Origin of the sequence: Acidisarcina polymorpha, from assembly GCF_003330725.1 — a bacterium.
Classification (GTDB): Bacteria; Acidobacteriota; Terriglobia; order Terriglobales; family Acidobacteriaceae; genus Acidisarcina; species Acidisarcina polymorpha.
In genome coordinates, this window is record NZ_CP030840.1 from 5,809,456 (window position 1) to 5,827,955 (window position 18,500).

18 protein-coding genes are annotated in these 18,500 nt (G+C 57.3%); 10 read left to right on the forward strand and 8 right to left on the reverse strand.

Annotated elements, in window-relative coordinates; translation table 11 throughout:
• Nucleotides 1-173 precede the first annotated feature (173 nt).
• From ACPOL_RS24735 to ACPOL_RS24750, 4 genes are all read left to right on the forward strand, one after another.
• Nucleotides 174-764, forward strand: coding sequence for an RNA polymerase sigma factor (locus ACPOL_RS24735; protein ID WP_161557550.1), 591 nt, complete (start codon nt 174-176; stop codon nt 762-764).
• 140 nt (nt 765-904) lie between these two features.
• On the forward strand, nt 905-1,606 hold the full coding sequence (locus ACPOL_RS24740) for a zf-HC2 domain-containing protein (protein WP_114209420.1): 702 nt from the start codon (nt 905-907) through the stop codon (nt 1,604-1,606).
• A 15-nt stretch (nt 1,607-1,621) separates the two neighbouring features.
• Nucleotides 1,622-2,509 carry a hypothetical protein gene (locus ACPOL_RS24745; protein WP_150133125.1) on the forward strand — a complete coding sequence of 296 codons (888 nt, stop codon included), beginning with the start codon at nt 1,622-1,624 and terminating at the stop codon, nt 2,507-2,509.
• Between the two features lie 203 nt (nt 2,510-2,712).
• Nucleotides 2,713-4,995: a CHAT domain-containing protein gene (locus ACPOL_RS24750; RefSeq protein ID WP_161557551.1), complete on the forward strand. Its 2,283-nt coding sequence runs from the start codon at nt 2,713-2,715 to the stop codon at nt 4,993-4,995.
• A gap of 118 nt (nt 4,996-5,113) precedes the next feature.
• On the opposite strand, the gene ACPOL_RS24755 is transcribed toward ACPOL_RS24750, so the two are convergent.
• Complete coding sequence (locus ACPOL_RS24755) at nt 5,114-6,856, reverse strand: ABC transporter permease (protein ID WP_114209423.1); 1,743 nt, start codon at nt 6,854-6,856, stop codon at nt 5,114-5,116.
• Nucleotides 6,857-6,858: 2 nt separating this feature from the next.
• The gene (locus ACPOL_RS24760) at nt 6,859-8,226 is read right to left on the reverse strand and encodes an ABC transporter ATP-binding protein (RefSeq protein WP_114211037.1); all 1,368 of its coding nucleotides are present in this window, start codon (nt 8,224-8,226) and stop codon (nt 6,859-6,861) included.
• Between the two features lie 274 nt (nt 8,227-8,500).
• Here ACPOL_RS24760 and ACPOL_RS24765 point away from each other — a divergent pair, with 274 nt between their 5' ends.
• Complete coding sequence (locus ACPOL_RS24765; protein WP_114209424.1) at nt 8,501-8,872, forward strand: response regulator; 372 nt, start codon at nt 8,501-8,503, stop codon at nt 8,870-8,872.
• Nucleotides 8,873-9,060: 188 nt separating this feature from the next.
• Here the strand turns inward: ACPOL_RS24765 and recR are convergent, their stop codons facing one another.
• The 3 genes from recR to dnaX all read right to left on the reverse strand — a co-directional run bounded on the left by recR (nt 9,061) and on the right by dnaX (nt 12,078).
• Nucleotides 9,061-9,660 (reverse strand): recombination mediator RecR, encoded by a 600-nt coding sequence (gene recR / locus ACPOL_RS24770; RefSeq protein ID WP_275066496.1) that lies wholly within the window; start codon nt 9,658-9,660, stop codon nt 9,061-9,063.
• A 115-nt stretch (nt 9,661-9,775) separates the two neighbouring features.
• On the reverse strand, nt 9,776-10,102 hold the full coding sequence (locus ACPOL_RS24775; protein WP_114209426.1) for a YbaB/EbfC family nucleoid-associated protein: 327 nt from the start codon (nt 10,100-10,102) through the stop codon (nt 9,776-9,778).
• 17 nt (nt 10,103-10,119) lie between these two features.
• A complete protein-coding gene (gene dnaX / locus ACPOL_RS24780; protein WP_114209427.1) occupies nt 10,120-12,078 on the reverse strand; it encodes a DNA polymerase III subunit gamma/tau in 1,959 nt (652 codons plus the stop codon).
• A gap of 178 nt (nt 12,079-12,256) precedes the next feature.
• On the opposite strand from dnaX, the gene ACPOL_RS24785 reads away from it, so the two are divergent.
• Complete coding sequence (locus ACPOL_RS24785; RefSeq protein ID WP_114209428.1) at nt 12,257-12,715, forward strand: hypothetical protein; 459 nt, start codon at nt 12,257-12,259, stop codon at nt 12,713-12,715.
• A 223-nt stretch (nt 12,716-12,938) separates the two neighbouring features.
• Here ACPOL_RS24785 and ACPOL_RS24790 read toward each other — a convergent pair whose 3' ends face one another.
• Nucleotides 12,939-13,172 carry a hypothetical protein gene (locus ACPOL_RS24790; protein ID WP_114209429.1) on the reverse strand — a complete coding sequence of 78 codons (234 nt, stop codon included), beginning with the start codon at nt 13,170-13,172 and terminating at the stop codon, nt 12,939-12,941.
• Nucleotides 13,173-13,315: 143 nt separating this feature from the next.
• Nucleotides 13,316-13,792: an SET domain-containing protein gene (locus ACPOL_RS24795; RefSeq protein ID WP_114209430.1), complete on the reverse strand. Its 477-nt coding sequence runs from the start codon at nt 13,790-13,792 to the stop codon at nt 13,316-13,318.
• On the opposite strand from ACPOL_RS24795, the gene ACPOL_RS24800 reads away from it, so the two are divergent.
• Entirely contained in the window at nt 13,791-14,660 is an 870-nt protein-coding gene (locus ACPOL_RS24800; protein ID WP_114209431.1) for a tetratricopeptide repeat protein, read from the forward strand. The genes ACPOL_RS24795 and ACPOL_RS24800 overlap by 2 nt on opposite strands.
• 51 nt (nt 14,661-14,711) lie before the next feature.
• Here the strand turns inward: ACPOL_RS24800 and ACPOL_RS33250 are convergent, their stop codons facing one another.
• A complete protein-coding gene (locus ACPOL_RS33250; RefSeq protein WP_161557552.1) occupies nt 14,712-15,626 on the reverse strand; it encodes a prepilin peptidase in 915 nt (304 codons plus the stop codon).
• Here ACPOL_RS33250 and mazG point away from each other — a divergent pair.
• The 3 genes from mazG to menC are packed head-to-tail and all read left to right on the forward strand — an operon-like array spanning nt 15,603 to nt 18,497.
• On the forward strand, nt 15,603-16,517 hold the full coding sequence (gene mazG / locus ACPOL_RS24815; RefSeq protein WP_114209432.1) for a nucleoside triphosphate pyrophosphohydrolase: 915 nt from the start codon (nt 15,603-15,605) through the stop codon (nt 16,515-16,517). The two genes, ACPOL_RS33250 and mazG, sit on opposite strands and share 24 nt — an antisense overlap.
• Nucleotides 16,514-17,383 carry a GNAT family N-acetyltransferase gene (locus ACPOL_RS24820; RefSeq protein WP_201758956.1) on the forward strand — a complete coding sequence of 290 codons (870 nt, stop codon included), beginning with the start codon at nt 16,514-16,516 and terminating at the stop codon, nt 17,381-17,383. Before mazG ends, ACPOL_RS24820 begins: the two co-directional genes overlap by 4 nt.
• Complete coding sequence (gene menC, locus ACPOL_RS24825) at nt 17,373-18,497, forward strand: o-succinylbenzoate synthase (RefSeq protein ID WP_114209433.1); 1,125 nt, start codon at nt 17,373-17,375, stop codon at nt 18,495-18,497. The genes ACPOL_RS24820 and menC overlap by 11 nt, the downstream gene beginning before the upstream one ends.
• Nucleotides 18,498-18,500 lie beyond the last annotated feature (3 nt).

Here is an 18,500-nt window from a genome sequence, read left to right on the forward strand (position 1 = left end):
CTTGTGGTCTGCGGGCAAGGCAGATCAATTCTCGATCGCCGCAGTCCGAGGTGACGAGTGCTCAATTGTTGATGCAGTCATCGCGGTGCAGTGCTAGAGTTGTTTGCATATCCGACTGCCTCGCACTCGAGGGGCTAACGCGTCACTGCATGTCTCCCCCCAAGGCCGCTTCTATGGAATTCTGCGTTTTTGATGAGTCGTATGTAGAGCGATTGCGTGCGGGAGATTTCCGGACACAGGAACACTTTGCCGCTTATTTCACCGAATTGATCAAGATCAAGCTTCGGTCACGGGTTCGCAGGCCCGAAGACATCGAGGACATCCGACAAGAGACATTCAGCCGGGTTCTGCGTACGTTGCGCACCCAGCAGGGTCTCCGAAATCCCGAAAAGCTGGGCGCGTATGTGAATTCCACTTGCAACAATGTGTTGCTGGAGTACTATCGCGCTCCCGCCCATGAATCGCCGGTCGAGGACGAAGAACAGGTTCAGGAATACCCAGACGCCAGCTCCGGAGTGCTCGATCACCTGGTCTCTCGGGAGGTCCAGGCCCAGGTGCAGCAAGTCCTTGAACACCTTTCCGAACGCGACCGGCGGCTGATTCGCGAGGTCCTGCTGCAAGAGCGAAGTAAGGACGAGGTTTGTGAGGAAATAGGGGTGAACCGGGACTATCTGCGGGTGCTGCTTCACCGCGCCCTCAAATCTTTCAAGGAGGAATATCTGGAGAGGACCAGCCAGCCCGCCGGAACGATGTACAGGCGATAGAGCTGCCGTACAGCCATCGCAATTTGGCAGGCCATGCTCAGGGAAAGCAAAGAGCGAATCTTCGGCAATTCACTGCCGCTCTAAGCCTCATGAAACGTTTTGGCTGGTAACGTCACTAATCATCAGAGATGGAATTACCAATGGACCATAAACAAGCATTAGAGATGATGGCAGTGGAAAAATACCTCCTCAACGAATTCGCCCTAGAGGAACGGGAGCAGTTTGAGGAGCATTTTTTTTCCTGCCACGAATGCGCGGAAGACATCCGGGTCGGCACCGCGCTGATGGAACACGGAAAGCAGATTTTCGAACTAGAAGGGCCAAACAGCAAGGAGGCTCCGACATCAAGAGCACGGCTCAGGCCGGAACCGTCCAGTCGCAGCCGAGACTGGTTTGCGTGGCTGCGGCCTGTATTCACCGTGCCCGCATTGGCGATACTGTTGGTGACGGTCGCGGTCCAAAATCTGGTCCAGGTGCCGGCCTTGCAGCGATCGCTGATGGTCATGAATTCGCCCGAGGTCCTGCCCTCAGCCTATCTCGCGAGTGGGGGCACGCGCGGGGAGAACCAAGTGGTTGTGGCTAAGCGCGGCCAGCCGTTCTTACTGCAGGTTGACATTCCCGGGGAGAGTAACGCCGTCTACTCGGCGGAGCTCTACGACGCCGCGGGACAAAGGCGTTGGCCGAAGAGCTTAACGATCCCGGCAGACGTCGCAAAGCAGGATCTTCCGTTGCGAGTTCCTGGCGGCCTAGAGGCGGGGAATTATTCGCTGGTGGTCAGCCAGGCGGGAACTGTCGGCCCGGCTGAGGTTGGCCGCTATACATTCACTCTGCGCTTGAAATAGGCAGAAAACGACGGCATGGGTGTTTTGGAGGCGGAGATGGATGACGGCAATGAAGTAACCCACTACTACCACGCGAATGCAGACGCGTTTGGCGGCGTCCTGGAAAGACCTTTCAACCTGACACTTCCGGTGTTAGCGGCGAGCTCTTTACCGAGCGTAGGCGGCTATCACTCGGCACGGGCTGACAATGTTCGCGTTGCGGAGATGATCTCGGTCAAGAGCGCTTACACCCAGGTAGGAGGCACCAAGAATCATAAAGACGGGAGTTTCACTACCTTCGTGCGTTCCGTGGTCGAGGACCTGAATATCAAGGACGTCTTCCATGCCGAGCGGATCGCTTTGGAGCTTCAAACCGAACATCCTCCAAAAGACCATTATCCAACAGTTTCTTTCAAAAACACGGAGTACCGCGGCCTGCGCGCCGGTGACTGCACCTTTGAGCCGCAATTGCGGCTCGACATCTGCGATCGCAACGGCGGTAAGAATTACCCGAAGAACCCGTATTTGACAGATTCCAAACTGCTCAAATATGCCAAGAACCAGAGCAAGAAGATCGCGGATGGTTGCTCCTCGTCAGAGATGCGCAAAGTTCCCGTCTTTGACCGGTTATTCCAAAGGCATTCGGGCGATGGACCGAATAGCGGCGCTAAGATTAAACAACGCGGCAATGTTATAGTCTCAGTCGTTGATGGGATCGTGACGACAGGGAGTTTCGCCGGGAAAACAGGCGGCCATGTGATCGACATTCCCGGATTCGGGCGCATATACCTAGGTGAGTTGCTCGTCCATCACAATTCGTTCGATCTGACCTTACTCCGGGTGGAATTGGGATGTCCCACACAGGGAAATGTCGCCGTAGCACATGGAAGCGCGAATGGCAGCAACTCGGGTGGAAACCGTTAGCCGTTACTGCCGCTCTGGTTATGGCCTTCTCAGTGGGCTGTACTAGAGATTTGGTCCCAGAAAAGCTTTATCAAGAAGCAGAGTCTTTTCGTCAAAGGGGCGACCTGAATCAAGCTCAGGTAGATGCAGACCAGGGTTATCAACGATTCTTGTCATTGGACCCGGTTGCAGCGGCAAAATTTCGTCTTCTCCAGGCTCAGATCATGTTGGCGAAAGGCGGGTACTCTTCGGCAATCGCAGCGCTGGACAACTCGCCATCGAAGCTCTTCACAGATTGCGAACTCAATGCGCGAAGACATCTGCTTCAAGCGGTGGCCTACGACCGGCTCGGGCAAGACTCCAAAGTCGAATCCAGTATGCGGGAGGCGAGCCAGCCTTGCCCCCAAGGCAGCCTTAGCCTCACCGAAGATATTGCGATCCGACGAGGCGAACTCCTTGACGATCCGGCAACCGCTGAGTCGGACTATCGCTTCGCGTTGGGCATCGATCGACAGCTCGGGGACAGCTTTCGTGAAGCTCGGGCGCTGCTTGATCTTTGCAACGCGGCTCAACTGGAGGAACGATACGACGAGTCGATCGCATGGGGCGTTGCTGCACTGAATATCTCAAAATCGAAAGGGTATAAGGTCCTCGAGGAGATTTCCGAGGGGAACCTGGCCTGGAACTACTACAAGCTCGGCGACTTTAGCGATGCGCTTCCGTTGTCCCTCCAGGCTGAGGAGTTGGCGCGCGTCATTGGCGAAGGTCCCGAGCGCATCCGGCGTCGCAACAACATCGGCATGATTCATGAGCAACTCGGTCAATTCGCGCTGGCCGAGTCTGAATACCGAGACGCACTTTCGATGGCCGAGCAACAAGGGGACAAAGCCCAGGCAGCGATTGCCTTGGCCGAGATTGCATTTGTCGCTGTGCGGGCCGGAAAGTGGGAGGTTGCTGACGAGTTCAGCAAGCAAGCCATCGAGTCGGCGCGGCAGCAAACAGACCGTCCGCTGGAATTACAGGCGCTGTTTGCCCAAGGCCTCATCGCCTCCCACAACAGCGATCAGGATGGGGCAAAAAGATTGCTGACGGAAGTCGCCTTCGACCCGCATCATGATCGCCAGTCTCTGCGCTGGGAGGCGCAGACCGCGTTAGCCGATCTGTACGCTAAGGAGCAAAATTTTAAAGCGGCCGAAGCGGAGTACCGTGCCGCGCTCGATACCGCGGGCACAGCCCGCTGCTCCATCCACAAAGAGGATTTACGGCTGCCTTTCTTCGCCAATACGACCCTGCTCTATGACAGCTACATTGATTTCCTGGTGCGGGAGGGGAAGACAGTTGAAGCATTGCGCGCCGCCGATCAAAGTCGAGCGTTGACGCTGGCTGAGGGGCTTGGTGTGGAAGGGAAGAGGTGTCTGGCGTATGAAGCGTCCTTCGCTCCGCAACAGGTAGCCAAGCAGCTCCAATCGACGATGCTCTTTTATTGGGTGGGTGCCGCACATTCTTATCTGTGGGCAGTCACTCCGCAAGAAACAAAGTTGTATTCGCTTCCCCCGCGCGCCGAAATCGAGCCTCGCATTCTTGCTTACCGAAGGGCACTGGTTGGTTCGCGCGATGTGCTTCAGACGGAAGACAGCAACGGCGAACAGCTCTATCAGATGTTAGTAGCTCCGGCGGCGGAGTTGTTTCACCCCAACGGCCGGGTCATTGTCATCACCGACGGTCAGCTGAGTGGTCTGAGTTTTGAAAGCCTCATCGCTCCGCAGCCAGAGCCTCATTACTGGATCGAAGATGTCACTCTCGAGAATGCATCTTCGCTACGTTTGTTGCTGGCCCGACCGAAAGCGCGCCGCATTCCCGGCAGTAAGCTGCTGTTGATCGGGAACCCGGTGCCGCCGGACCGGGGTGGCCAATATAGCGTTCTGCCGCATGCTGCGGAAGAGATATCCGCGGTCGGCCAATACTTTCCTGCCTCCGAGGAGGAGGTCTATCAGCAAGGGAACGCTACGGCTGAGGCCTACATAGCCAGCGATCCCGGCCATTTCCGTTACATTCACTTCGTAGCCCATGGCGATGCAAATTCAACCGACCCGCTCGAATCGGCAGTGGTATTGTCGGCCGCCGCCTCGTCCGTCCGGGGTGTCAACGCAAGTTATAAGGATGCAAGCTATAAGCTTTATGCGCGCGATGTGATCGCTCATCCCCTGCAAGCCGAGCTCGTTACCATCTCGGCTTGCAAGGGAGCAGGGGAGCGCGCGTATACAGGGGAAGGTCTGGTGGGACTCTCCTGGGCGTTTCTCCATGCCGGTGCGCACAACGTGATCGGTGCGCTTTGGGACATCAGCGACGTATCCACTCCCGAACTGATGAGAACGATGTACTCCGAGCTGGCGAAGGGAAGTTCTCCCGACACGGCGTTGCGCGCAGCCAAGTTGTCTTTGCTGCATGGGCAAAGCTATCGAAAACCGGTGTACTGGGCGGCTTTCCAGCTTTATACCGGGTCATAAAGCGGGTTACTCGCTTACTGCATGGCCACGGTGGACAGCTTCTTCACTCTGCTCCGCGTGGTAATGGCGAAAGCTGCGTTTGCGACCTGGTGGAAATGACGATTTCGCAGGAAGGCGCCTAATCCAGCCGGTATTTGGTCTCGGCGAGGTGATACATCTTCCGCCAGAGCAGGCGGTTCGCGGTGACCACCATCAACGCCATGATGATGGTGCCCATAAGCAGGATGCCGAAGTTCCCGGCATCGCTGGCTGCGCTGATCTCAGCCCCGAGTCCAAGGGTGGTGAAGATTTTATCTCGGATGGGGTAGTATTCCGCAATGATCGAGGCGTTCCATGCGCCGCCGGATGCAGTGACCAGGCCGGTCACGAGGTAGGGAAAGATGCCGGGCAGAATGACGGTCGTCCAGCGCTGCAAAGTTCGAAAGTGGAAGAGATCAGCGACCTCGCGCATTTCGGAGGGGATGGCCATCGCTCCGGCGATCACGTTAAAGAGCACGTACCACTGCGTTCCAAGCAGCATCAACGCGACAGCGCCGATGCCGAGGCCGATCCCGATGCGGTAGAGGCCAAGAATGATGATCGGGTATAGGACGGTTGCCGGGAACGATGCGACCATCTGGATAATCGGTTGCAGGATCTTCGCGAGCCGCGGATTGAAGCCGATGGCCACGCCGACCGGGATGGTCCAGAGCGAGGCAATGAGCAACGACGCGTTCACCCGGAGGAAGGTCGCAGCTGCGCCTTCGAAGAGCAAAAGGTAATCCGATCCCGGGATGCCGTGCAGCAGGCCAAGCGCCCGGACAGCGGCCAGGGCTACGGCGATGACGGCAATGAGAGCAAGCACAATTGTAGAAAGCGACCCAATGCGGCGCGCAGTTCGCTCTGGCATTTGTCGGATGATCGGGGCATCGCGTCGGCGCGCCAAACCGGCGTAGATGCGCTCGCCGAGCGGCTCGATGGTGCGCTCTCTCACCCAGCCGAGAGCGGTAGAGTTTCGCAGCAGGTGCAGGATCGGCGAAGTGACGCGGGCGCCGCTATCGCTGGTCTCAAACTTGAATTTGTCCGACCAGGCGATCAGCGGCCGCCAGACCAACTGGTCAGTCAAGACGATGATCACCATCATGGTGATGATGCCGTAGACGGTCGCCGATGTATCACCGGCGTCCGCGGCGGTCTTGAGGTAGGATCCAAGCCCGGGTAGTCGAAAGTGACGAGTACCCACCGGGAACATCTCGCAGACGACGAGGATGAACCATCCGGCCGCGACGGAGACCATCGAATTCCAGATAAGGCCGATGGCGGAGAAGGGAAGCTCCAGCTGCCAGAAACGTTGCCACGCGGAAAAGCGGTTGATGGCGCAGGCTTCGCGGAGCTCGCGAGGAATGCTCTTCAGCGAAGAATAAAAGCTGAAGGCCATATTCCAGACCTGGCCTGTGAAAATGAGGACAATGGCGCCGAGCTCAATGCCGAGCTGCCTGCCCGGGATGAGCGCGATCATGGCCAGCATCACGCCGGGTAGAAAGCTGAGTACTGGAATCGACTGCAGAATGTCGAGTGCAGCTATCATCAACGACTCAGCCCGCTTATTATAGGCGGCGATATATCCGTAGCCGATTGCGAAGATGAGGCTCAGAAAATAAGCGGCGATGGTGCGCACCACTGAGTAAAAAGCGTAAAGCGGGAGTGCCGAAGGAGCACGGTCGATGAAGACTTCCGGCACCGGGCGACTGAACCAGTAGCGACCCACGAAGATGATGGCGTAGAACCCGGCGAGGCAGAAGGCCGCGACGATCAAGTCGAGGAAGACCGGCCAGGTGCGCTCGGGAACCAGGCTGCGGGCGAATGTATTGTCGATCTTCATGCCTAGCCCTTCACTTCCTCGATAGAGTCGGCGGTCGCTTCAACTTCAGGAAGGACAAAGCGCCGGCGCGCGGCGTCAAAGTCGAACAATTCGGCATAGCGGCCCCAGTTGATGGCAGTCTCCATCTGACGGCGGGTCTCCTCTTCGCTGAACTGCTCATCGAGCATGTCCATGAAGAACTCTTCCGGTACCGTGTGATCTGACTTGTTCTCGAGCGCGCGCGTGATCTGTCGCAGCAGCAGCACGTGCTCGACGGCCGCCTTGCGAAAGAGTTCCTTTTGCCGCAAGATCTCCGATTCGGCGTATTCATGGCCGGCCGGAGTGATGGCCGCGTCGCCTTCCTCGACGTGAAGAAAGTCAAGTAACTGGGCGGCTTCAACGATCGGAAAAAGGTCGTCGATTTCAAAGGCCAGATCGTCGGCGAGGCGGTATATATCGGCTCGGCCTTGGTGGTCGATGAGCAACTCGAGCAGGCCTGCAATGCCGCCAGGGCGGGCGTGCGGCAGCGTCTCATATTTCATCTGCCGTTGGTCTCGTGGCCTGGACGGATGCTGATGCGTCGGTTCGTTGGCGGGGATGACATCCGGCCGGGTGAGGACTTTGTAGATATAGTCAACGATGCCGGTAAAAGGTGCAGCCTTGCGGTCGCGCGGGTGCAGCAGCGTGACCTTGAAATCGGTGCGAATATGGCCGGGATTGCGGCCCAGGACAATAATCCGGTCTGCTAAGAGTACGGCTTCTTCAATGTTGTGGGTGACGATGAAGATGGACTTCGTGGGTATGGTCTTCTTCTCCCACAATTCGAGCAGTTCGGAGCGGAGGTTCTCTGCGGTCAATACGTCTAGCGCCGAGAACGGTTCGTCCATGAAAAGCACTTCGGGCTCAACGACCAGCGCCCGGGCGAAGCCGACGCGTTGGCGCATGCCGCCGGAAAGCTCCTTGGGATAAGCGGCTTGAAAACCGTCCAGACCGACAGTGTCGAGGATGCGCATACTTCGTTCACGGCGCTCGTCTGGTTCCATGCCACGCGCCTTGAGGGGCGCTTCGACGTTTTCAAGAACGGTGAGCCACGGGAACAAGGCGAAACTCTGAAAGACAATCGAGACGTTGATCTGGACCGAGCCAATTGGTTTGCCATGCCAGAGCACCTGGCCGGCCGATGGAGTCGAGAGGCCGGACAGCATGCGCAGCAGAGTGGATTTGCCAGAGCCGGAGGGGCCGAGGAGCGCCACAATTTCGCCCGGTACAATCGAGAGATCGGTCGGAGCGATCACCTGGATCCGGTTTTCGCTCGGCTGCGAGTAGAACTTCTCGACCTGCTGAGCACGGATAATCGTCTCCGTATCGGTCTGAATCTTGGCTTCAACCATCGGCATTTATCTCACTGACAAAGTAAACTGAAGTATCGTGGAATCACCGGGATTCGGCCGATCCTGGGGCCAGAGCGCAAGTCCAAATGGCGCTGGCTGAGGGACGGCGTTCAAGATGGAAAAGCATCCCTTGAGGGAAGCGTATCATCTGAGAAGGAGATTTCGAATCCAGACCTTGTGCTTTCTTGATTCCCCGCATTTTTGCTTTGGGGCGTAAGCCCGGAAAGCGTCGTTTTACCCAGTAAAGACAAGCCAAAGAGAAGAAAAGGAACGAATGCCAGAGACTGTAGCTAAGCCAAAAGTACTCGTCGCCGACGATGAACGAGTGATTGCCGATACCCTTGTAATCATCTTGAACCAGGCCGGGTTCGACGCCACGGCCGTTTACTCCGGAGAAAGAGCGGTCGAACTAGCCGGCACTCTGCAACCTGAAATGCTGATCAGCGATGTCATCATGCCCGATCTGAATGGCATCGACGCGGCGATTACGATTCGCAAGATTCTCCCGTCCTGTAAGATTTTGCTGTTTTCCGGTCAGGCTGCAACCGCGGACCTGCTCGACAAGGCCAGGAGCCAGGGACACGAGTTTGAGATTTTGGCAAAGCCCGTCCATCCGCAAGATCTGCTCGCCAAACTCAAGGGTTAGAGCAGAATCACAGGCACTCGGAAGCGGAGTGCCTCGCTGGCAGGCTTTTTCCTCCAGGAAGAAGCCGAAAGAAGTAATTCGCGGCACCCCCGACTCTTGTTCCCTCTGATTCGTCAAGCAGCCTGAGGTCATGCACGCCTGGGACACGACCTCTTCAGCCAAGGAAATGGCCGATTCCATCTCCAGGCTTAGATCTCACGGCGACCTTCGATAGCGCGAGAGATGGTGACCTCGTCTGCATATTCAATATCGCTCCCTGCGGGAACGCCCGTCGCGATGCGGGTGACTTTCACGGGCGTGGCATGAAGCAGTTCGGCGAGGTAACCGGCGGTGGCTTCTCCCTCGACGGTCGGATTGGTGGCGAGGATGACTTCTTCGATTTCGCCACGCTCAACCCGCGCCAGGAGGTTCCCGGTTCTCAAATGTTCAGGACCGACGCCATGCAGAGGAGACAGTGTGCCGTGCAGAACGTGGTAGACGCCGTTGTAGCTCCGGGTCTTTTCAATGCTGCCGATGTTGGTAGGCTCCTCGACCACGCACACTAGATGCTGGTTGCGGGTGGGGCTGGAGCAATAGACGCATGGATCCACGTCGGTGATGTTGTTGCACACTGAGCAAAGTCTGAGCTTGGCCTTCAACTCGCGCACCGCCATGGCCAGCGCTTCCGCGTCAGAAGCAGGCGAGCGCAGGATATGGAAAGCCAGCCGCTGGGCGCTTTTGGCGCCGATTCCAGGAAGCTTGCGCAATTCTTCGATCAGTTGCGACATCGGTTCGGCAAATCGAGACAAATGGTTCCTTTGAATGCAAAGTTGGTGAGTCGTCTCTTTGGAGAAGGGTTTGCTAACAGACTCTAGGTCGATCCTTGATCTTTCTAGATCAATCCTAGAGTTTCTAGATCAATGATTAAATCAATCCCGGAGGCAGATTGAGGCCGCCTAGCATCGACGAGAGACCCGTCTTCATGGCGTCATCCACGCGGCGGCCTGCGTCATTGATCGCAGCGATGATAAGGTCTTCAAGCATCTCGACATCTGCAGCGCTGCCGCTTAGTCCCAGAACCGCCGACGGATCGATGGTGAGCTTTTGAAGTTGCTTTTGGCCATTCATGCGGACGCAGACTGCGCCGCCGCCGGAGTTGGCTTCGACCACGGTTTCACTCATCTTCTGTTGTAGCTGCTCCTGCATGGCTCGTGCCTGGCCGAGCATTTCCTGCATCTTTAAAGGATTCATCGGTATCTCCACTCTTATCACCCATTCCGTTTCTCGCGCAGGTCCAGGACACTGCGCACTTCGCCGTTAAATAATTCGAGAGCCTGCTTCACCAGTGGATGGGCCAACGCTTCGGACTGCACACTGCCTGCAGCGGCGGGGCGCTTTGCTGCGGTGCGCGGACTACCGTTGGCCGGGGTTGCGTCTCCATTGGCAGCCGAAATAATAGAAATCGGCCGGGTGAATCCGGTCTCCCGCGCCGCCGTTTTGACGATCTTCTCGGCTTCGGCATTCATGGTCAGGCCGAGCATCGTCTGCTTGATTCGGACTTCGACCCTTACATTGCCATCTGCCTCAAGCCAGTTGCCGTTCGAGAGCAACGCTGCGGCGGTATGGTGACCGGCGGCTTCAAGCGCATTGCTCACTGCATCGCGCAGTGTATCCAGATCGAACGTAGGTAGGGTTCGCTCGACCTGCACCACCCTGTTCTCTGGCTCCGATTCGGTTGACACTGGACCGGCAAGAGCGACTGCGTCTGGCATTTCGACGGCTGAAGATGTTACCTCCAGCGGGGTTGGGGCACGAGGAACGGACATTGCCGCTGGGACTGGTGGCGGGCTGCTTTCAGACTTGGCAGCTTGGTCTTCCATCTTCCGGTCAGTCTCGGCGCCAAAGGGCGAGAACGGCACGGCTGGAAGGGAATTCGCTTTCGCCCCCGGTTGCTGGGAACTTGGACTGGCGGTTGGGGCTTGTGATGGCGGCGCCGGACTAGTGCTGCGAAGCGTCCTGACTGGACCGCCGCCAGGCAGGCCGCCACCACCGGGCGTTTTTCCGGGAACTGGCAATTGACTGAGAAACTGCTCCACGGGCAGCAAGCGCTGCAAGTGGACCAATTTCAAAAGGCCAAGTTCTAGATGAAAGCGCTGCTCCTGCCGGTAGTTCAGCTGATCAAAGGTGCGCAACATCACGTCCAGAAAGCGAGTCAGGTCTTCTTCAGAGAACAGCATTGCCGAACGAGCGGCGCGTGCCCGCTCATCTGGAGAAATCTGCAGGAGCTCGCTGGACTCCCCGCCCAGCCGGGCCATCAGGCAATTGCGCAGATAGCGAACGAACTGCCGGGCGAGCTGTGCCGGACTGTTTCCCGCATTGAGCAGACGGTTTATCTCCTCGATCACGGTGGCGCTCTGGTTTTCGCTGATCGCCTCCATGAGCCGCTCGAAGACAGTATTGGGAACGCTGCCCATTAACTCAAGAATCTGCGGCGCATCCAAATGGGGCTGGTCCCCGGTGACCGGAGCACTGGCGATCGCCTGGTCCATGATTGAGAGCGCATCGCGCATCGATCCGTCACCGGCCTCCGCGAGCAGAGCCAGAGCCGCCGGAGTAGCCGTAACGTTTTCCTGGGCGGCGATGGTGCGCAGTTGCTCGAGAATGTCGTCGAACTTGACCGCGTGGAAGCTGAAATGTTGACACCGCGAACGGATAGTCTGCGGAATATCTTCTGGCTGGGTTGTCGCCATCATGAAGACGACGTGGTCGGGCGGCTCTTCGAGCGTCTTGAGGAGGGCGTTGAAGGCAGCGTCCGTAATCTGGTGCGCCTCGTCGAGGATGTAAATCTTGTAACGGTCGCGAGCCGGACGATAGCGGGCAGCGTCACGAAGTTCGCGAATCTCGTCAATGCCGCGGTTCGTGGCGGCATCGATCTCAATCACGTCAACCGCATTCCCGGCGCGGATCTCGGTGCAAGATTCGCAGACACCACAAGGCTCCGCGGTCGGACGCTGTGCGGAGCCGATGGCATTGCGGCAGTTCAGGGCCATGGCCAGGATTCGCGCGATAGTTGTCTTGCCAATGCCGCGGTGGCCGCTAAAGATGTAGCCGTGGGCGATTCTGCCCTGAGAGAGCGCATTCATCAGAGTGCGCGTGACATGGTCCTGCCCGGCGACATCGGAAAAAAATTGGGGACGATATTTACGGGCGAGTACGAGGTATGCCATGGGATTCAGTTCGGGTTATCGGTGAAGCGCCTGGATCGATTGTATCGCTTGCAGCAAGATGCCTTTGTCTCAGCGAGGAGCTTCCTGCGGAAAACTCAAGCTACCGTTCACGGCAATTAAGGCCGCAACCTTCTGCGTTGAGGTGGTGTTCTTAAAGATGTAGTTGGAGGAAACGGAAATGCGAAAAAGCCTTTGTAGTCTTGCACTAAGTGGTGTCCTCGCAGTTGCGGGCAGCGCAGCTTTCGCGCAAACGGATACCGCGGCCCAGCAGCAATCAGCCCCAGCGCAGAGCGCTCAACCCATGCATTACCATCAGTCGATGAGCCCCGATCAACAGGCCGATCACCTGGCCAAGAGGCTCAAGCTCTCCGCCGACCAGGAAAATCAGATCAAACCGATCCTTGCCGACAGGCAACAGCAAATGGAGGCCCTGCGCCAGGACCAGTCCATGAGCAAATCCGACAAGATGGCAAAGATGAAGAGCCTGCGCGACGACAGCAACACGAAGATCGAAGCGGTGCTGAACGATACGCAGAAGCAGAAGTTTGAGCAGATGCAAGCCAAGCAGCAGCAGCGCTGGCAGGAGCATAAGCAGGGTGGCGAGAACGGCGCGGCGCCGGCCAATTCTCCCTCTTGAGCATGTAGGCAAAGCATCACGAAGAGCAAACGTACAGTTGCCGAATGCGAAGCAATCTACTCGTCAGGCTAGTCCTTGTGGCAAAGCCTGACGAGCCAACTTCCGCACATCACACCAACACAGTACTTCTGCCCTAACAGCGTAGAAAGACAGGCAAAATGGATGTCACATATCGCTTGTTGATGGCGAATGCGGCAGGCGCGAGTGACATCCAAAAGCCCGGCTAGAAATTGAAAAACTTCTCACGAAGCGCCGACTCATAGGCGAGCTTCGCTGCCTTGACTTTCTTTCTCGCCACGTCCTCTCGGGCTGCGGCGTGTTCCCATTGGTCAATCTCGGCGACGGTGTGATTGACCGACGCGAGCGCCTCTTCATACCGGATTGCAGCTACCCACACATCTACAGCCGCTTTGTAACTCTCTTGCAGGCGATCGAGTTCTTCGATTTCACTGGGCATGCTTGCTCTATCCTCAGGCGTCGAGTGTAGCGGTGGATTGTGAATAAACGATGTACAGCGGTAAAAGAGGGGTCTCTTACCAGGCAGTCAGGTTTCTTCACGAACGTGCGACCACTGGTAGGCTATAACTCTGAGAATCGAACCTACTTCGATCGCGCGTTCCTTACGGCACCGTTATGCGAGCCTTTCCCGACGGCAGCCTTCTTTCGACGCTTCAACTCTTCGACCGAGTACATCGATCCTCGGCATTTCGCCGCACCGCAATTGCACGTGGCGGGATCTTCGTCGCCATCGTAGAGATTGTAGTCGTAAAGCAGTTCCTCGCCGGCGGCGATGTCGCGGATGGCCTTGATCCAGACGCGCCCGTCAGTTTCATCGGTCTCACAGTTCGCATCGCAGGAGTGATTGATGAACATCGCGACCCCATGCCCATCGATCACGTAAGTGCCGTCGCCTAGACCGAAAAGGTAGGTGACGATTGAGTCTTTGTATCGTTCGTCGGCTACGTCTTTGGTGATGCGCTGACCGGTGTACTCGACGATTCGGGAGCCGTTGGCGATCCGCTTTGTGGTGTAGCAACCGGCGGCGTGAATGCTGGAAGAACGAATAATCAAGCCCATGGATTTCCGAGAGTATAGCAATAAGCTGGGCAGCAGGGAGGCGAAAGTTGAGAAGCTCCGTGAGCCTCCGTTGATGCGTCTAAAATGGGAGCAGTGGCGCAGGTCGAAAGACTGGAGCGAACTGCTGGTTGCCGGGGTGAGTATGCAAAACCGGGTCTTCTTCGCTGTCGGACTGCTGATGGCCAGCGTTGTCGCGGTGCTCATTCCCGCGCATGCGCAGAACGCAAGTCAACCTCCGCCTGCTTCAAGTCAGTCCGATGCAGGAAATACCAGCGCGGCCAATAAAGACCAGAGCAAGACACACCCAGACAGTAAAACACCGCCAGAGGCTCCAGCCCCCAAAAAGAAGGCCACTACAGCTGAAGACAACCCGTTCCCCGAAGATGTCTCGAAACAGGCGGCCGCAGCAGCGGCAGCTGATGCGAAGTCGGCGGCGACGCCGGACGCACCCGCGCCCACCGCACCGGGCTCGACGAGCGGCACGGAGGCCAATGGGAGTTCGAGCCGCGATAACATCGACAAACTTGGCTTGGACGATCCCGCGCGCAAGCAGCTCAAGCTCGAATCCCCCGACGGCTCATCCGACGTTTACGACCAAAAACGGGCAACTGAGGACGTTCGCGTGGGTCAGTTCTATTTGAAGACGGGGGACTTCAAGGGGGCTTATGCGCGCTTCAAAGACGCGACCAGCTTCAATCATGAAGATGCCGAGGCGGTCTTCTGGTTGGCCGAGGCGGCGAGGAAGATGAACCTTCCTCAGGAAGCGGAGCAGAACTATGAGATTTACCTGGAAGCAGTGCCCGATGGCCCCAACGCCAAGACCGCCCGAAAGGCGCTCGCAGAGCTAATCTCTTCGAAAAAGCCGTAGCCCAAGAGGCTTTCTAACGTAGCTCGCACTAAGTCGCTTCGATTGAGGGGGCTACCGGTATAAGTCAAAGTACCACTTTAGAGCGTCCATCCCTTCAAAGAGGGCAAAGATCCCGCCAGCTCCAAGGAAAGCTCCGAGCGGAATGCGAAGGGCGAGCTTCGATGCTGTCGCCAGTCTTCTACGCAAAGCAATGAGGATGAGGCCGTAAGCTGCCGCCGCTACGACAGCTAGAAATAGTGCCAGCCCAGCTTGCCAGAGCCCCATCCAGGCGGCGATCATAGCCAGCAGCTTGGCATCGCCGAGCCCAATGCCCTCTCGCCTCCGGGCGAGCCAGTAAAGCCAGCGGATCAGCATAATGAATGCCGCCGCTACCGCTGCGGCCAGGAGTGACTCTCCCGCAGCCCGCCACGCAAAGAAATGCTCTCCCGCATAGAAGCCAGAGTAGGCCACTCCTAAAGCGGTCCCCGGCACGGTGAGCGCATCCGGCAGCAGCATGGTCTCGGCGTCCATCGCCGCCAAGCCGAGCAGGAGCCAGCAAAGGACGCAAGCAGCTACTCCTTGAAAACTCATCCCAAACTGCAGAATCGAAAGCAGGAAGAGCGCCGCAGTTGTTGCCTCGATCAGTGGATAACGGCGAGAAATGTGGCTGCGGCAGGCGCGACAACGGCCTCGAAGCAGGATCCAGCTGAGTATCGGAATATTGTCCCAACTGGATATAGGAGAGCGACATACCGGACACCGAGAACGCGGCCTGACGATCGATTCATGCTGGGGCAAGCGGCTGATGCAGACATTCAAGAAACTGCCAAAGATGAGGCCTGCAAGCACAGTAAAGATGGAGATGAGTTCCGGCACTCTGTAGCGAGTATAGGCGGCGACAATTTCCAGATCGAGAGTGGCCCAGGAACGCTGTTCTCCGCCGCTATCGTTTAGAGTAAAGACATGGGACTGGACGCCGAGGACCAAGGCGAAGATGTTCCGGCTGCGGCCGGACAAGTCTTTGCCGATGCGGTTGCGATCATGGCCCGGTTGCGAGGGGTCGACGGTTGTCCTTGGGACCGGGAGCAAGACTTCGAATCCATTCGCAGGTACACGCTCGAGGAGACCTACGAAGTCATCGACGCGATCGATCGCAAGGATTGGAAAAACCTCCAGGAAGAACTTGGCGACTTGCTGCTGCAGGTGTTGTTCTATGCGCAGATGGCCGCTGAGCCCGGCTATTTCAACATCACCGACGTAATCGAAGGATTGAACCGGAAGCTGGTGCGGCGGCACCCGCATGTCTTCGGTGATCAGGCTTCTGCGGCTGCTGGAAATACATCTGCGGCTTTAGAGACGAGCGGGATCGGCGCGGAGCAGGTGTTGCGCAACTGGGAGCAGATCAAGATTGCCGAAAAGGGAAGCGTCCCGGACTTCGCTGCCAAAGCATCGGTTCTCGATGCGGTTCCACGATCCTTCCCCGCGCTGTTGGAAGCTTCCAAGCTGGGATCGAAGGCGGCCAAGAGCGGCTTCGACTGGCCGGACACCGATGGAGTCTTCGCCAAATTGGAAGAAGAGATCGAAGAATTGCGTGAAGTTATTCCGGGTCCAGAGAGAAACGCGATCAGTTCGGAGGAGCAAAATCGAATTGAGGATGAACTCGGCGATCTACTTTTTACCACAGTGAACCTGGCACGCCACCTTGGCGTCGATCCCGAACTTGCCTTGCGCGGAACCAACCAGAAGTTTCGCCGTCGCTACGCGGCGATGGAGTCTGCCTCCATCTCGCCTCTGGACCGACAGTCCGCCGATCAACTCGAGTCACTCTGGGCGGGGGCGAAGCAGGTAGAGCGCAGTCTTCCGGAGCCGACCAGATGAAAGCTCCGGCGCAAAAGATTCTTATCCGCCGCTGCCAGGGCTTCGACGAGTTTGACGTCTGCGTGCGGATGCAGACGGAGATCTGGGGCTATGATGTCCGGGACACGATTCCGCTTCGGGAGTTCATCGTAATCGAGCGCATCGGAGGCCAGGTTTTTGGCGCTTTCGACCTCGCCCGATCGAACGAGCCGGGTGGCGACGGCAAGAGCCTCATCGGCTTTGCCATGTCAATGCCTGGGGTGAAGGACGGGCAAGCCTATCTGCACTCCCATATGCTGGCTGTTCTTCCCGAATACCGTGACATGGGGATCGGCCGTAAGTTGAAGCTCGCGCAGCGGCAGGACGCGCTCGCCCGTGGTATTCAGCGCATGGAGTGGACCTTTGATCCGCTCGAAATCAAGAATGCCTACCTGAATGTCGCTCGGCTTGGGGCAGTAGTTCACAGCTATACCCCAAACTTTTATGGTGTATTCTCAAGTCGGCTGCAAGCAGGATTGCCGACCGACCGGCTCCATGCCGAATGGTGGATGAATTCTCCCCGGGTTGATTCAGCACTGAACGGCGAACCAGCTCTGTCCTCGGAAGTCGTCGAGACCATTGTCGTTCCGGGCGCGGTGCAAGCATGGAAGCAGTCCCCGGTCACGCTGTCTGAGGCCGAGGCGGTGCAGTCTGAAGTGAGAAGGCGGTTTCTCGATGCCTTCACCCGCGGCCTCACAGTCGTCGGATTCACGAAGGAAAATAGTGGGAAGAAGTTGAACGGATCCGGTGGTGGCGAAATCAACGGCGTGTATCAACTGGGCTTTTGGCGTAGACCCGAAGTACCGCAACTCCTGAAAGCAGCGAGACAACCTTCCCATGAAGCTTGATGCGATTTTTCTCCGTGAATTGCGAATTCCCCTTGTTAAGCCATTTATCACCAGCTTCGGATCCACTACGGATCGGCGAATTCTGCTGGTTGAGATCAAGTCAGAGGGGCTGACCGGCTGGGGCGAGTGCGTCGCTGGTGAACATCCATATTTCAGCTACGAGACGATTGACACCGCCTGGCTGATGCTGCAGCATGAGTTGGCTCCGGCCCTGGCCGCTGCCGAGATCGCCCATAGTGGCAAATGTCCCTCGATCTTCAAGCACGTACGCGGCCATCGCATGGCCAAGGCGGCGCTCGAGAATGCAGTATGGGATCTAGAAGCACAGATGCGGAATGTGCCTTTGGCGCAGCTGCTTGGCGGCACGAGAGATGTCATTAACTGCGGTGTTTCGATTGGGATACAGCCATCTATTCCAGTATTACTTGAGGAAATAGAGAAAGAACTTGCGGCCGGATATCAACGCATTAAGCTCAAATGCAGACCCGGCTGGGACACAGAAGTATTTGCCGCCGTTCGAAATCGCTGGCCAGAAATTACTCTCAGTTGCGATGCCAATTCGGCATACCGGATGAGAGACATTGAATGCATCGTCGAGTGGGACCAGTTCGATATGCTCATGATCGAGCAGCCCCTCTGGGCAGATGATTTTTATTTCCATTCCATGCTGCAGAAGCGGATGGAAACGGCGATCTGCCTGGACGAGTCAATCCGCAACCGCCGTGATGCCTTAGCCGCGATCGAGATGGAGTCCTGCCGGATCATCAACCTCAAATGCGGCCGGGTCGGCGGTTTCAGCGAAGCGATCGCTGTTCACAACGTCGCTCAGGAACGGGGTATTCGGGTGTGGTGCGGCGGCATGCTCGAGTCGGGAATCGGCAGGTCTCACAACATTGCGCTGTCCTCGCTGCCTAACTTCTCCTTGCCGGGTGATGTGTCCGCGTCCATGCGCTACTGGCAGGAAGACATCATCGATCCGGTCGTCAAAGTTTCCTCGGCTGGACAAATCCAAGTGCCCGAGACACCTGGTAGGGGCTTTGAGGTACGCACTGATCTCGTCGAGCGGTTAACAGTGCGTAAGGAAGAGATTCGTGCCATGCAGCTGGTCTCCTAATCC

Bases quoted from the DNA above. Each gene is read 5' to 3' on its own strand.
- ACPOL_RS24820 (WP_201758956.1), top strand. From the start codon at position 16,514: ATGAAAGCTCCGGCGCAAAAGATTCTTATCCGCCGCTGCCAGGGCTTC.
- ACPOL_RS24745 (WP_150133125.1), top strand. From the start codon at position 1,622: ATGGGTGTTTTGGAGGCGGAGATGGATGACGGCAATGAAGTAACCCAC.
- ACPOL_RS24760 (WP_114211037.1), bottom strand. From the start codon at position 8,226: ATGGTTGAAGCCAAGATTCAGACCGATACGGAGACGATTATCCGTGCT.
- ACPOL_RS24740 (WP_114209420.1), top strand. From the start codon at position 905: ATGGACCATAAACAAGCATTAGAGATGATGGCAGTGGAAAAATACCTC.
- ACPOL_RS24795 (WP_114209430.1), bottom strand. From the start codon at position 13,792: ATGGGCTTGATTATTCGTTCTTCCAGCATTCACGCCGCCGGTTGCTAC.
- mazG (WP_114209432.1), top strand. From the start codon at position 15,603: ATGGGACTGGACGCCGAGGACCAAGGCGAAGATGTTCCGGCTGCGGCC.
- ACPOL_RS24800 (WP_114209431.1), top strand. From the start codon at position 13,791: ATGGATTTCCGAGAGTATAGCAATAAGCTGGGCAGCAGGGAGGCGAAA.
- ACPOL_RS24775 (WP_114209426.1), bottom strand. From the start codon at position 10,102: ATGAATCCTTTAAAGATGCAGGAAATGCTCGGCCAGGCACGAGCCATG.
- ACPOL_RS24735 (WP_161557550.1), top strand. From the start codon at position 174: ATGGAATTCTGCGTTTTTGATGAGTCGTATGTAGAGCGATTGCGTGCG.
- ACPOL_RS24750 (WP_161557551.1), top strand. From the start codon at position 2,713: ATGTTGGCGAAAGGCGGGTACTCTTCGGCAATCGCAGCGCTGGACAAC.
- dnaX (WP_114209427.1), bottom strand. From the start codon at position 12,078: ATGGCATACCTCGTACTCGCCCGTAAATATCGTCCCCAATTTTTTTCC.
- ACPOL_RS24785 (WP_114209428.1), top strand. From the start codon at position 12,257: ATGCGAAAAAGCCTTTGTAGTCTTGCACTAAGTGGTGTCCTCGCAGTT.
- ACPOL_RS24790 (WP_114209429.1), bottom strand. From the start codon at position 13,172: ATGCCCAGTGAAATCGAAGAACTCGATCGCCTGCAAGAGAGTTACAAA.
- ACPOL_RS24765 (WP_114209424.1), top strand. From the start codon at position 8,501: ATGCCAGAGACTGTAGCTAAGCCAAAAGTACTCGTCGCCGACGATGAA.
- ACPOL_RS24755 (WP_114209423.1), bottom strand. From the start codon at position 6,856: ATGAAGATCGACAATACATTCGCCCGCAGCCTGGTTCCCGAGCGCACC.
- menC (WP_114209433.1), top strand. From the start codon at position 17,373: ATGAAGCTTGATGCGATTTTTCTCCGTGAATTGCGAATTCCCCTTGTT.